Below are 13,562 nucleotides of genomic sequence, written 5' to 3'. Positions count from 1 at the left end.
TGAATCAGCGATTTAGGGCTACTCATGCAGTTTGTCGCTGTTTGTTCAGCCGGAGTGGCAGTCCTCTACGGGGAGCAGGTGATGCGCTGTGGCACTGCCGGGAGGCGGGCTGCTGCGGGCGGTGGTGTCGTCTTCCACCGTGCTCGCGAATTCCACCGTGCTTGCGAACGGCACGCGACAGCGCGTGCGGCACTTCGAAGGGCGCGCCCACATCGCCGTACGGGGCCTGAGCGAGGGAGAGCTTCCCCATCCGACGGCAGCGAAGCTGGCCGAGGACGTGCAGCGGCGGCTCTCCGAAGTGCCCGGGGTGGCGTGGGCCGTGGTGAACACCGTTCTCGGACACGCCGTCGTCGCCACCGAGGACCCGTCCGGCGCGGAGGAGATCGCGTCGGTCCTCGTCGAAGCCGTCGAGGCGGTGGAGGAAACACACGGCGTGGACCACCCGCTGCCCGACCATCCCCTCTCCGGTGACGCGCTGCGCCGGGCGGCATGGGCGGTGGCCGTCCACATGGCGGCCGCGCCTCTCGCTGCCGCGACCGAGCTGACCCGGCGCGCGCCCATCCCCACCTGGATCGCCTCCCTCTTCCCCATGGTCGACTCCCAGCCCCGGCTGAGGTCTCTGGTCGAGCGGGCGGTGGGCACCCGGAACGCCAAGATGCTCATGGTCGGTCTGACGGCGCTCGGCCAAGCCGGCTCCGGTGGGCTGCTCGGGACCGGCGTGGACGCCGTCCGGCACGCGTTGCGGGTGATGGAGGCCGACGCGGAGGGCGCCGCCTGGGCCGCGGCCGAGCCACGTCTGACCGGGAGCGCCGGGGCCGCCTCCCACGGCGTGGCACCTCCGCCGCCGCCCCGCCGGACGCCGCTGAAGCGCGGGCCTGTGGAGCGGTACGCCGACCAGGCCCCCCTCGTGGCCGCGGCCTCCTTCGCCGGAGCGCTCCTCGTCACCGGGCGGCCCGGGAAGGCGGTCGGCGGCGCCCTGGCGGCCGTCCCCAAGGCGCCGCTGCTGGCCCGCGAAGGTTTCGCCTGCGCCTTCGGCCGGGGCCTGGCCCGCAGCGGAATCCTCGTTCCGGTCCCCGATGCCCTGCGCAGACTGGACCGCATCGGCACCGTGCTTCTCGACACGGACGTTCTCGCCACCGGGTCCCATCTGCCGGCCGATCTGATCGCCCTCGACGACGAGGTGCCGGCCGGGGAACTCGCCGCGAGGGCTCATCGGCTCTTCGACGGCTCCGCGCCCGAGCGGCTGTCACGGGACGGGGAATGGGAACTGGGACCCGTCGAGCGCCTCTCGGTGCCAGGTCCCATCGTCTCGCAGGCCCGGCAACGCCTCGAGCGCGACGATGCGCGACTGGTGCTGGGGCTGGCCCGCGGTCACCACCTGCTCGCCGTGATCAGCGTGCTGCCGGAGCTGCACGAGGCCGCCGCCGCCTTCGTGCCCGCCGCCCGAGCGGCGGGACTGACCGTCGTGGTCGCGGGGGCGCACACCGCCGACCCCGCCATGCGGGAGGCGGACGCGGTGCGCGACAGGGGCGAGCGGCTGACCGACGCCCTGAGGCACCTCCAGCGGGACGGCGAGGGAGTGCTGCTGATCTCACGGAACCGGCACGCCCTCCGAGCGGCCGACGTCGGCGTCGGCATCACCGGCCCCAAGGGAGCACCGCCCTGGGGCGCGGATCTGTATGTGGACGCCGGCGACCTGACGGCGGCCCTTCTTGTCGTGCGGGCCTGCCGCGGCGCACGGGAGAGCGCGCGCCGCGGAGTGAGGCTCACCCAGGCGGCCGCAGCGGTGGGCTCGACGGCGGTGCTGGCCGGACGGTCGGCGCGGCCCGAGGACCGCGGTGCCACGGCGTTCAACGCGGCGGCCGCCCTCGGTATCGTCGTCGGGGTCTGGTCGGCGGTGCGGCTGCTGCGTCGCCCGAGGCCGCTGACCGCCGCCTCCCGTCATCCCTGGCATGCGATGGACCCGTCCACGGTGCTCGCCAGGACCGGCAGCAGGGCCGAGGGGCTGACCGGAGAGGAAGTACGGGAGCGTGGCACCGGGAGCGACAAGCCGGCGGGCACTTCCTCGCTCGCCCGCGCCTATCTGACCGAGATGGCCAATCCGCTCACACCCGTACTCGGAGCCGGGGCGGCCATGTCCGCGTCCGTGGGCGCCGTTCTCGACGCCGTCGTCATCGTGGCGGTCACCGGGCTGTCCGGGTTCTTCGGCGGCTTCCAGCGTCACCGGACCGACCGGGCGGTGGCCCGGCTGCGCCGCGAGTCGGCCGTCATGGCCAAGGTGGTGCGCGACGGGGAGCAAACCACTGTGCCCGCCCAAGCACTGGTCGTGGGCGATGTGGTGACTTTGAGCGCCGGTGACGTGGTGCCGGCCGACGCGCGCCTGCTGGAGGCGCACCACCTGGAGGTGGACGAGTCGGCGCTCACCGGCGAGTCGCTGCCGGTGGCCAAGGACGTCGCGCCCGTACTGGCATCAAACCTCGCGGACCGTACGTCGTTGGTCTACGACGGCACCACGATCGCCGCCGGCCGGGGCCGTGCCGTCGTCGTCGCGACCGGCACCGCGACCGAGGCGAGCCGGGCAGCGACGGTCGGCCGGGGAGCAGCTCCCGCCGTCGGGGTGGAGCGCAGGCTGGCCCGGATCACCCGCGGCGCCCTGCCCGTGGCCCTCGGTTCCGCCGCGGCGGTGATGGCGGCCGGAGCGTTGCGCGGGCGCGCCGTACGCGACACCGTGGGCGTGGGCGTGGGCCTGGCCGTGGCCAGTGTCCCGGAGGGGCTGCCGTTCCTGGTCTCGGCGGCCCAACTCGCCTCCGCGCGAAGGCTTTCCGTGCGCGGCGCCCTGGTCAGGGACCCCCGCACCATCGAGGCCGCCGGCCGCACCGACGTCCTGTGCTTCGACAAGACCGGAACCCTCACCCATGGGCACATCTCTCTTGTCGCCGTCGCGGCCGACGGCGAGAGCCGGGCCCTCGAATCGCTGGGCGACGAGCAGCGCACCGTCCTCGCCGCCGCTCTGCGGGCGACTCCACGTCCGCACGGCGACGCGGGACTCGAGCACGCCACGGACGGAGCCGTCACCACCGGCGCCGAGGAGGCGGGGGTACGCCGCACCACGGGAGAGCCCGACTGGCGGCGCGTCTCCAGTCTGCCGTTCGAGCCGAGCCGCGGCTTCCACGCGACCCTGGGCCGGTCCCAGGGCCACAGCATCCTGTCCGTGAAGGGGGCCCCCGAGGAGGTCGTCGAGCGCTGCGCCACTCTGGACGGCCGGCCGCTGGACGAGGAGGGACGCGCGGACGTGCTCGCCACCGGTGAGAAGCTGGCGGCCGAGGGGCATCGCATCCTCGCAGTCGCCGAACTCCGGGATGTCACCGCGGACGAACTCACCGACGATGCCGTACGCGACCTGGACTTCCTCGGTTTCCTCGCGTTCGCCGACCGCGTGCGCGGAGCCGCCGCCGATGCCGTGCGGCGACTGGCGGACGCCGGGGTGCACATCGTGATGATCACCGGAGACCACCCGAGTACCGCCGGCACCACGGCCGCCGAACTCGGCGTCCTGGACGGCAGACGCGTGGTGACGGGTGCCGAACTCGACGACCTGGACGACCGCGAACTCGATGCGCTGCTGCCCGACGTGGGTGTCGTCGCACGCGGCACCCCCGTGCACAAGGTCCGCGTGGTGCAGGCGTTCCAACGCCTGGGTCGGACGGTCGCGATGACGGGCGACGGCGCCAACGACGCGCCCGCGATCCGGCTCGCGGACATCGGCATCGCGTTCGGTACACGGGCCACACCGGCGGCGCGGGCGGCGGCCGACCTCGTCGTCACCGACGACCGGCTGGAGACGGTACTCGCCGCACTCGTGGAGGGCCGCGCCATGTGGGCCTCGGTGCGGCAGGCCCTGGCGATCCTCGTCGGGGGCAACCTCGGCGAGATCGCCTTCACCCTCCTCGGCGCGGCCACGACCGGCTCCTCTCCCCTGACGGCCCGTCAACTCCTTTTGGTGAACCTCTTCACCGACCTGGCCCCGGCCATCGCGGTCGCACTGCGCCCACCGCACCCCGAGGCCGCCGAGCGCATGCTCCACGAGGGTCCCGAGGTCTCCCTTGGCACGGCTCTCACAGAGGAGACGGTCTGCCGCGCCGTGGCCACGACCCTCGGCGCCACGGCCGGCTGGCTCGCCGCCCGGTTCACCGGGCGCGCCGCTCGCGCCCGTACCGTCGCCCTGGTCGCGCTCGTCGCCGCGCAGCTCGGCCAGACCCTGCTGGCCGGGGGCCGGAGCTGGGCGATCGTCGGCTCCGCGCTGGGCTCCATCGCGGCCCTGGCGGCGGTGGTGCAGACCCCGGTTCTCAGCCAGTTCTTCGGTTGCACTCCCCTGGGGCCCGCCGCCTGGGGGATCGCCCTGTCCGCGGCGGCCGGAGCGACGGTGGCCTCGCTGTTCCTCCCGGCGCTCATCGGTCGGGCCCGCACCATGGCCGCGCACCAACGACCGGTCGCGGCCACACCGTGAACGGCGGTCCGATCCCCACGCCTTGAGACAACAAGATGAAAGTCACAATTACGTATCGGGCATTTGGCGCTTCAATCTTCACGCCGGCCACACAAGTTGGCTAGGTTGTCGGGCAGGCCGTTCGACTCCCTCCGGCGAACCTCGCCGGGTTGAACGACCTCCGCCGAGTCCGGTGCACCATCAGCACAGCCGGAGCCGGAGCCGGAGCCGGGGACCCATCGACCATGGGGTGAGTCGGCCCAACCGCCCACCGGGGCAAGGGCCGTAGGGCACACCTTCCTGATCGTCCGCCCGAACCCACCCCGGGGCCCGAAGCGACCCGGGGACCCCACCGCTCACTCGGTAGGCGGAGCACGGAAGGAGCACGTCCCCTTGGCGCCGGAGCGATCCTCGCGCCCGGGAGGCTTCGGCCTCCCCGGCCTGCGCGACTCCGCCCCCACGACCGCCTCCCGTACGGCAGGCGACGACGCGCCGAGCCGCGCCGAGGTGCAGCAGCGGGTCCACAGCCTCTACGACCGTGCCGAGACCGACAGCGGGACCTTCAACGCCACCCGCGCGATGGCAGTGGGCAACCGCAGGCGCCACGACCCGCCACTCGACCGCGAGCGCAGACGCGTCGATCCCACGCTCGACGCCATCGCCAGGCAGTGGTTCGACGCGGCACGCGCGAGCCTGGGGCCGACCGTTCCGGCGGCGCTGCCCGCGGACAGGCTGCCGGAACGGGTCGTCGAGTCATGGCCCGAGCTCCCGGCGCAGCGCGCCGGGGACGACCTCGACAGCCGTGAGCGGGTGACGAACGGCCGGCTCCTTCCGGAGCTGACCGCGGGTCCCGCCGGCCGGGCGCCCGCTCGCCCCCTCGAGCTGACTGCGGGTCCCGCCGAGCGAGCACCCGACCGCCCTCTCGAGTTGGCCGCCGGCCCCGTGGCCGCGTTGCCGGCCGCACCGGAACCACATCAGGAAACCCCGGCGCTCAAGGCGCTTCCCGCGCCCGCCACGAAGCCCTCGCCATCCCCCTTGAGGAACTCCAAGGAGCAGTCCCGGCGGAAACTGGCCGCTGCCCGCGAACTGCTGGCCCAGCACACGGCGCAGCACAGCACGCGGCTGCCGGCCCTCCAGCCCGTGACCGCCGACACGGTCCGGCCGGTCGCCGGGGGGCAGGCCGAGTGGCAGCAGCCGTCGGTCCTCGGCACGGGGATGCCGGGCGCGCCCCTCGGCGTGAGTCCCGCCCTCGCCGCCGCGACCCCGGTCGTCGCGGCAATGCCTCTCGTCACCGACGCTCTCGCCGCCACCACCGCCTTCGTCGCCCCGGACGTATTCAGAGGCATCGACACCCTCACCGGCACCGTCCCCGCGGACGCATTCACCGGCACCCTCGGCGCCGACGCCTTCGCCACCCCTGACACCCCCGACAGCTTCGCCGCCGGCGCATTCGCCGCCACGGACACCTTCGCCACGGCGACCGGCGCCGACGTCTCCGTCGGCTTCGGCGCTGTGCCCGTCACGGGGTACGAGACGAAGGCCGCGAAGGCACTCACCTTCGCGCGTGCGCAGATCGGCAGGCCGTGCGTCCGGGGCGCGGCAGGTCCGGACTCGTACGACGCCCCCGGCCTCACGCAGGCCGCCTGGAAGGCCGCCGGGGTCGTGCTCCCGCGTACGGCGCAGGACCAGGCGGCCCTGGGGACGGCGATCCCCCTCACCGACATCCGGCCCGGGGACCTGATCTTCTTCTACGACACCAACGGCCATGTCGGTGTCTACGCCGGTGACGCCATGATGATCCACGCGCCCGGCCCCGGGGCCTGCATCCGTGAGGAGTCGATCTTCTTCGCGGGGAACGCCGCGATCCACGCTGCGGCACGGCCCGCATGACCGACGGACCGTCTCCCCGACGGTGACGGCCACTCCGCGCCTCGTCGCCGGCACCACGCCTCGTCGCGGACCGGGAGGGATCCCGTGACGGGGTCGTAGGGGATGCGCAGTTCCGACGGTTCCGAAGAACCCGCTGCTGCCGGTCTCCGGGACAGCCATGGCCCCGTCTTCGCCCCCGCCGTCACGGTGCGGGCGGTCGCACACGCCCCGTCGGCCGGACGCCGGTGACACGGCTCCCCACCAGTGCATACGGACACCCTCTCGGGTGCCTGCCGTCGGCGTGCGGCGAGCGGGTTCGCGTAGGAGCGTGGGGGTGTGCGAAGCGTGCGCGACATGGTGCAGCGACGAGATGAGAGCCGACGGGGCTGGCTGCGCGGCGCGCCGCCCCCGAGGTGGGTGCGGATCATGCCCGTGGGCCTGCTGCTGATCGTCTGCGTCGCCACCCTGATCAGTCCCCAGCCCCTCGACATCGGTTTCCTGCTCGGCGCCATCCCGCCCCTGGCCGTGCTGTCCTACGGGCCGGCGGCGACCGCCGTTCTCGGCGTCGTGGTCGTCGCCCTGCAGCACGTCCGGGTCTTCCATCTGGACCATCCCGGCAACACCGACCTGCTGACCATCGCCTTCGTCGCGCTGCTGAGCGTGTTCGTGTCGTATGTACGCAGCCACCGCGACGCCCAGCTCGACCTCGAACGCACTGTCGCCGAAGCGACCCAGAACGCCGTCGTCCCCCCGCTGCCCGAGAAGGTCGGCCGGGTCCGCTGCACCGGCCTGTACCGGGCCGCGCAGCGCGGGACGCTCGTCGGCGGCGACTTCTTCGACGTGCGCGAAAGCCCCCATGGGACACGGGCGGTCATGGGCGACGTACAGGGCCACGGCCTGTCCGCTGTGGCGACGGTCGCCTCCCTGCTCGGCGCCTTCCGGGAGGCCGTGCTCGACCAGCCGGACCTGCCGTCGGTCGCCGCCCGTCTGGACCGTAGGCTCCTCGTGGACTCCTCGAAGGCGCAGCGTCCCGAACTGTTCGCGACCGCGGCGTTGCTCGAGTTCTCTCCCGACGCCCGCACGGTCCGGATCGTCATCTGCGGCAATCCGCCACCCGTGCTGCTCCAGGACGGGAAGGCCACGGAAGTCCGGATCACACCCGGTACGCCCCTCGGGCTCGGCCTGCGTCCGCAAGGTGCGTACGACGAGGTGACCCTGCCGCTCCAGGGAGGCGACAGGCTGTTCCTGGCCTCGGACGGCATCTGGGAGGGCAGGAACTCCGACGGCGTCTTCTATCCTCTGATCGACCGGCTTCCCGGACTCGTCGACAACGACGACCCCGGCACGACGACGGAGCGGGTGTGGGCGGATCTCGTCCACTACTGCGGCACCATTCGCGACGACGTCACGATGCTGCTGCTCGCCCCGGAGCCGGCAGTGGAGCCGACGGGCATAAAGTAGCCTGATGAGGTCATAGGACGGACCCGCGTACCAAGTAAGGTTTGCCTTAGTTTAGGGTTTCCGATCGAGCCGTCTGTCCTCGCTCGAAGGGAACCTGATCATGCCCCGCCCCCTGCGGGTAGCCGTTGTCGGAGCCGGCCCGGCCGGAATCTACGCCGCCGACGCACTGCTGAAGTCCGAGGTGGCCACCGACCCCGGCGTGTCCATCGACATCTTCGAGCGTATGCCGGCCCCGTTCGGGCTCATTCGTTACGGCGTCGCTCCGGACCATCCGCGGATCAAGGGCATCATCACGGCCCTGCACCAGGTGCTCGACAAGCCGCAGATCCGTCTGTTCGGCAATGTCGACTACCCGGCCGACATCAGCCTGGACGACCTGCGCACCTTCTACGACGCCGTGATCTTCTCCACGGGCGCCATGGCCGACCGGGCCCTCGACATACCCGGCATCGACCTCGACGGCTCCTACGGTGCGGCCGACTTCGTCTCCTGGTACGACGGGCACCCGGACGTGCCGCGCACCTGGCCGCTGACGGCCGGGAAGGTCGCCGTCCTCGGCGTCGGCAACGTCGCGCTCGACGTGGCCCGCATCCTGGCCAAGACGGCCGACGAGCTGCTGCCCACCGAGATCCCGCCGAACGTCCACGACGGCCTCAAGGCCAACAAGGCGCTGGAGATCCACGTCTTCGGCCGCCGTGGCCCGGTGCAGGCCAAGTTCAGCCCGATGGAGCTGCGGGAGCTGGACCACTCCCCCGCCATCGAGGTCATCGTCGACCCCGAGGACATCGACTACGACGAGGGGTCGATCGCGACCCGGCGTGGGAACAAGCAGGCCGACATGGTGGCCAAGACACTGGAGAACTGGGCCATCCGGGACGTCGGCGACCGGCCGCACAGGTTGTTCCTGCACTTCTTCGAATCGCCCACCGAGATCCTCGGCGAGGACGGCAGAGTCGTCGGTCTGCGCACCGAGCGCACCGCCCTCGACGGCACCGGAAACGTCAAGGGCACGGGGCAGTTCCAGGACTGGGACGTCACCGCGGTCTACCGCGCCGTGGGCTATCTGTCCGACCCCGTCGCCAAGCTGCCCTGGGACATCGACTCGGGAACGGTGCCCGACGAGGGCGGTCGGGTCATCGAGGAGAGCGGCAGCCACCTGCAGTCCACGTATGTGACCGGGTGGATCCGCCGCGGTCCCGTGGGGCTGATCGGCCACACCAAGGGCGACGCCAACGAGACGGTGGCCAACCTGCTGGACGACCATGCGAACGGGCGCCTGCACACGCCTGCCTCCCCGGAGCCCGCGTCGGTGGACGCGTACCTCACCGAGCGGAACGTCCGCTTCACCACCTGGGAGGGCTGGTACCGGCTCGACGCCGCGGAGAAGGCGCTCGGCGAACCGCAGGACCGTGAGCGAGTGAAGATCGTCGAGCGTGAGGACATGCTCCGGGCGAGCGGTGCGTGAACACCGACGCCGCCCGGCCGCGGCGGATGATGCCGCGGCCGGGCGGCGGGTCCGCCGGCCAGGAGCCTCTGGCCGGCGGTTCTCCCCCGGGCGGGTCAGGGATAGCTGACCAGGTTCGCCACGTTGGTCGAGGAATTCGACGGTCCGCCACGGTCGTTGACGACGTGCCGGATCGTTCCGGTGCCGCCCAGGGAGACCGTCACCATGCCGCGGAACTGTACGCCCGCCGTGTTCGGCACCTCGAAGGCGTGCTCGGCGGTGACACCCGGATTGACGTTGAAGTAGCAGTAACTGCCGAGGCCGTACGCCTGGTGGCTGGTCACCGAGTTGGCCACCTTGTAGGCCGCGTAGCCCTGGGTGGAGCCGTTCATCCAGGCGGACTGACTCGGCGGGTCGTACGGCATCTCGTTCTGGAAGAAGTACGTCCGCCCGCCGTTGCCGTTCCAGATCGTCTGGTACTTCTGGAAGTGCTCCACGAACAGGCCGTACATCGTCACGTCGTCGCCGTTGACCACCAGGCCGGTGTCCGCCGTGTTCGTCGTCCAGCCGACCCCGCTGCCGTGGTCGGCGCGCCAGATCCACATGTGGTCGCCGATCACGTTGCGGCTGTTGACCACGAGGCTCGTGGTCGCCTTGCCGGCGCCCGCGCCGCCGACGCGGAAGTACACGTCGTGCAGGGACGTCGGGTCGGTGGCGTGTGACGTCGCGGAGCCGGCCGGTCCGACCTCCATCAGCGTCGGCGAATTGGTGGTCCCCGCGTCGAACAGCAGACCCGCGACCTTGACCCCGTCCACGTCCGCGACGGTCATCGCGCTGACCCCGTTGTCCGGGACGAAAGTGGCCAGGCCGAGACCGAGAACGACGGTGTCGGGGCGGGTCACCTTCAGGGTCTGGTCCAGGTGGTAGACGCCGGGGGTGACCAGGAGGTTCTTCCCGGCGGCCAGGGCCGCGTTCATCTGAGCGGCCGTCGCGCCGGGTTTGACGACGAAGAACTGGTCGAGCGGCAGCGAGGTGCCAGCGGGGTTTCCGGAGGCCCAGTTCGTCGCGGTCGAGTTCGTGCGCACCGACGGCACGAACACCCGGTAGGCACCGGCGCTGTCGACGTACAGGAACGGCTTCTCACGTGTGACCGGACTGCGATCGACCGTCGTGTACGGGGGATTCGGGAAGCTGGTGGCCGGTACGCCCTGGCTGCCGACGAAGACCATGTTCCAGTTGGCGCCCGTCCAGCCGCCGAGCTGGGAGTTGCGGGTCAGCCACTGCTGCTGGCTGCCGGAGCGCACCTGCCCGTCGATCTTGCTGTCCGCCAGGTAGCCGCCGCTCGACCAGCCTCCGTCGTCCAGCGCGAGGTTGCCGCGCAGATGCATCCGCCGGTACGACGCGGCCTGGGACACCGCCCAGCGGTCCGTGCCACCTGCCGGGTTGACCGAGAGGTTCTCGGCGCCGCGCCAGAAGTTCTGCGTCGCGTTGCCCTGGAACCAGTCGGCCTCGGCGTGCACCGCGCCGTTGATCGTCACCGCGTCGGGTGACAGGCCGAGTCCCAGAACCTGGGTGTAGAAGCCCACGTTGACGTCGTTGCTGTAGGTGCCGGGCTTGAACAGCACGGCGTAGCGCTGGGAGCCGAACTGATTCGTCTCCTGTTGCCGGAAGATGGAGTTCAGCCTGCTCTGGATCGTCGACGACGACATGGACGGGTCGAAGACGACCACGTTCGGGCCGAGGTCCACATCGCCGGGAGAGGTGGACACGGATGACACCCGGAAGCGCTGAGCGGCGGTGCCGTTGCAGGTGTACTGGGTCAGCTGCACGCTGTCCGCGGTCGAAGCTCCGGGGACGTCGAGGCACTTGCCGCTGTGCCGGTTCACGAAGTGGTAGGCTCCGCCGCCCTCGTCGACCGGCAGCCACTGCTGGTTGCCGCCGCCGCCATAGGCCCAGAGCTGGAGCGGGGCGCCGTCGGCGGTGGACACGTCGGTCACGTCCACGACCTTGGCCGGGTCGTTGCGGTTGTTGATGCGGACGTAGCCGTCACTGGTGGAGGTGAAACTCCACTGCTGAGCCGTGGTGCTGTTGCAGGCGTACTGCTGGACCACGGTGCCGTTGGCGGTGCCGGCGGCACGGGCGTCCAGGCACTTGCCGCTGCCGCTGTTGACGACCGTCGCCCAGCTCGTGGGCAGGGCCGCCGCGACCGCGGCGGCTCGGGGGGCTGCTCCCCCGGAGGCGACGGTGAGCGCCGATGCGGCCGTGACCAGTGCCAGCACGGCGACCGCACGGTGGCGGGCGCGCCGGGGGCGGCCCGCTCCGTGGTGGGACAGGGATGGGAACACGGTTCCTCCTGGGCCGAGCGTTCGTCGGCCGTTGTGGGGGGCGGGGAGGGTTCGGTCAACCGGTGTAGGAGGCGAAGACGCGCGTGTAGTCCCAGGCCTGCTGGCTCACTCCGGAGCAGCTGTCCGCCGGGCCGCCGGTGCAGGGGCGGTCGCGGTTGGCGGACCAGAAGGTGAGCCGCGCGAGGTGGTGCTGCTGGGCGTAGCCGAGGATGGTGCGGAAGTCGCCGACGGTGACGGTCTCGTTCTGGTCGGTGATGCCGTTCATCGAGGAGATGCCCATGTCGCGGTAGGCCTGGTCGTCGCTGTAGCCGTACGCGTTCTTGAGCGCCGTCTTGAGGCCTTCCGCGGCCCGGAGGGTGAGCGTGCCCATGTTCTGTCCGGCTCCGCCGAAGTCGAACGGCATGATGGTCCAGCTGTCGACCGTGAGACCCGAGCCCGCGGCCCGGTTGATCAGGCTGGTGTCGGGGCCGCTCTGCCCGGTGCCGATGGTGACGTACACCTTCAGGCCGGGGTTGTTCGCCTTCACGGTCTTCAGGGCGTCGACCGTACGCTGCTGAACGGTCGGGTTGCTGTACGCGTCGGCCTCGAGGTCGATGTCGATCGCCTTCAGGCCGTAAGCGTTGATGACCTTCTGGTACGCGGCCGCGAGCTCGCCCGGGCTGGAGCACGAGCTCTCCAGTTTGTTGCCGCTGTAGCCGCCGAAAGACGGGATCACATCACCGCCGTTGGCCCGGACCGTGTTGATCGTCTGCTGGTCGACGCCTCCGGTGAGCGGGCGGCCGCCGTCCCACTGGGGGTTGCAGTAGCCATTGCTGAGGACGAAGGCCAGCGTGAACCACTTCACGCCCGTCGCGTTGGTGATGGTGGTGGGGCTCGGCGGGTCTCCCCAGCCGTTGTAGAGGTACGGGGCCACGGCCATCGGCGCGGCGGGGGTGGTGCCGCCGCCCGTGGGCGCCGTCCACTTCTGGTTGGCTGCGCCCGTGCAGCTCCAGATCTGGGTCGGGGTGCCGTTGGCCGAGTTGTGGTCCGTGACGTCGAGGCACTTGTCGGCCTGGGGGTTGACGATGTCGTGTGCGGAGGTGACGGTCCACTTCTGGTTCGCCCCGCCGGTGCACGACCACAGCTGGACACGGGCGCCGTTGGCAATCGAATTGCCGGTGACGTCAAGACACTTGCCCAGCGCGCGAATGGTGCCGTCGGTGCCGACGGTCCACTGCTGAGCCGCGGTGCCGTTGCAGTCGTAGAGCTGGACGCGGGTGCCGTTGGCGGAGTTGGCCCCGGCGACGTCGAGGCACTTGCCCGCGAGGCCGGTGATGGTTCCGGTCGCGGCGGCAGCGGGGGACGCGGACAGAGCGGTGGCGGACAGAGCCAGCAGGGACACGGCCAAGGCGGCGCGAGCGGCGGTCGGGGAGCCCATGACACTCCTTCTCTGTGTGGGGGGTGAGAAAGCAGTTTCTTCAGATCGCGATTTAAGAAGTGAAGTAAGGGACTGTCAAGACTTTGGTACAGACCAGCAGTTGGGGATCGCCGGATGCCGTTCCGTGCGGGCGCCCGGCACATCGACGGTCGGCGCCCGTGGGTCACGGGCGCCGACGCGCACCTTCAGGCGTTGGGCTCACCGTGCACGTCCTCGCCGACCTGCCCTGCTGCGACCGGGTCGCCTTCCTCTTCCCCACCGGGCGGCTCGCCTTCACCGGTGAACCCGGCGCTCTGTGCGAGGCGTTCGGGGTCGGCACGGTGGAGGCGTACGAGTCCGTGGCCGACGGCTCCCCGGCCCGGGCGACGGAGGCGCCGGCTGTCCCCACCATCGCGGCCGGGCCCCGACGACCACGTGGCCACGCTCCGGCGCCGTGCGTCAGTGGCTGCTGCCGACCCGCCGGGGCAGCGCCCTGCTGTGGCGGAGCCGGCTGACGGCCCATGACCAACCGCTGGGCGTTCGAGGCGCTGGGCAGCGGGG

7 protein-coding genes are annotated in these 13,562 nt (G+C 71.6%); 5 read left to right on the top strand and 2 right to left on the bottom strand.

The window, feature by feature from the left end; genetic code table 11:
- Nucleotides 1-88: 88 nt before the first annotated feature.
- The 4 genes from VXC91_RS05610 (at nucleotide 89) to VXC91_RS05595 (ending at nucleotide 9,281) form a co-directional block, all read left to right on the top strand.
- Nucleotides 89-4,507 carry a cation-translocating P-type ATPase gene (locus VXC91_RS05610; protein WP_329505541.1) on the top strand — a complete coding sequence of 1,473 codons (4,419 nt, stop codon included), beginning with the start codon at nucleotides 89-91 and terminating at the stop codon, nucleotides 4,505-4,507.
- Nucleotides 4,508-4,879: 372 nt separating this feature from the next.
- Nucleotides 4,880-6,376, top strand: a complete 1,497-nt coding sequence (locus tag VXC91_RS05605; protein ID WP_329505540.1) for an NlpC/P60 family protein — start codon at nucleotides 4,880-4,882, stop codon at nucleotides 6,374-6,376.
- A 333-nt stretch (nucleotides 6,377-6,709) separates the two neighbouring features.
- A complete protein-coding gene (locus tag VXC91_RS05600) occupies nucleotides 6,710-7,816 on the top strand; it encodes a PP2C family protein-serine/threonine phosphatase (protein WP_329505539.1) in 1,107 nt (368 codons plus the stop codon).
- A 100-nt stretch (nucleotides 7,817-7,916) separates the two neighbouring features.
- Nucleotides 7,917-9,281: an FAD-dependent oxidoreductase gene (locus VXC91_RS05595; RefSeq protein ID WP_329505538.1), complete on the top strand. Its 1,365-nt coding sequence runs from the start codon at nucleotides 7,917-7,919 to the stop codon at nucleotides 9,279-9,281.
- A 95-nt stretch (nucleotides 9,282-9,376) separates the two neighbouring features.
- Here VXC91_RS05595 and VXC91_RS05590 read toward each other — a convergent pair whose 3' ends face one another.
- The gene (locus tag VXC91_RS05590; protein ID WP_408057336.1) at nucleotides 9,377-11,539 is read right to left on the bottom strand and encodes an RICIN domain-containing protein; all 2,163 of its coding nucleotides are present in this window, start codon (nucleotides 11,537-11,539) and stop codon (nucleotides 9,377-9,379) included.
- Nucleotides 11,540-11,660: 121 nt separating this feature from the next.
- Nucleotides 11,661-13,022 (bottom strand): lectin, encoded by a 1,362-nt coding sequence (locus tag VXC91_RS05585; protein WP_329505536.1) that lies wholly within the window; start codon nucleotides 13,020-13,022, stop codon nucleotides 11,661-11,663.
- 203 nt (nucleotides 13,023-13,225) lie between these two features.
- On the opposite strand from VXC91_RS05585, the gene VXC91_RS05580 reads away from it, so the two are divergent.
- Nucleotides 13,226-13,516, top strand: coding sequence for a hypothetical protein (locus VXC91_RS05580; protein ID WP_329505534.1), 291 nt, complete (start codon nucleotides 13,226-13,228; stop codon nucleotides 13,514-13,516).
- Nucleotides 13,517-13,562: the final 46 nt, after the last annotated feature.

The sequence above is a fragment of the Streptomyces chiangmaiensis genome, assembly GCF_036281785.1.
Classification (GTDB): domain Bacteria; phylum Actinomycetota; class Actinomycetes; order Streptomycetales; family Streptomycetaceae; genus Streptomyces; species Streptomyces chiangmaiensis.
This window is presented reverse-complemented; position numbering and strand designations above follow the sequence as displayed.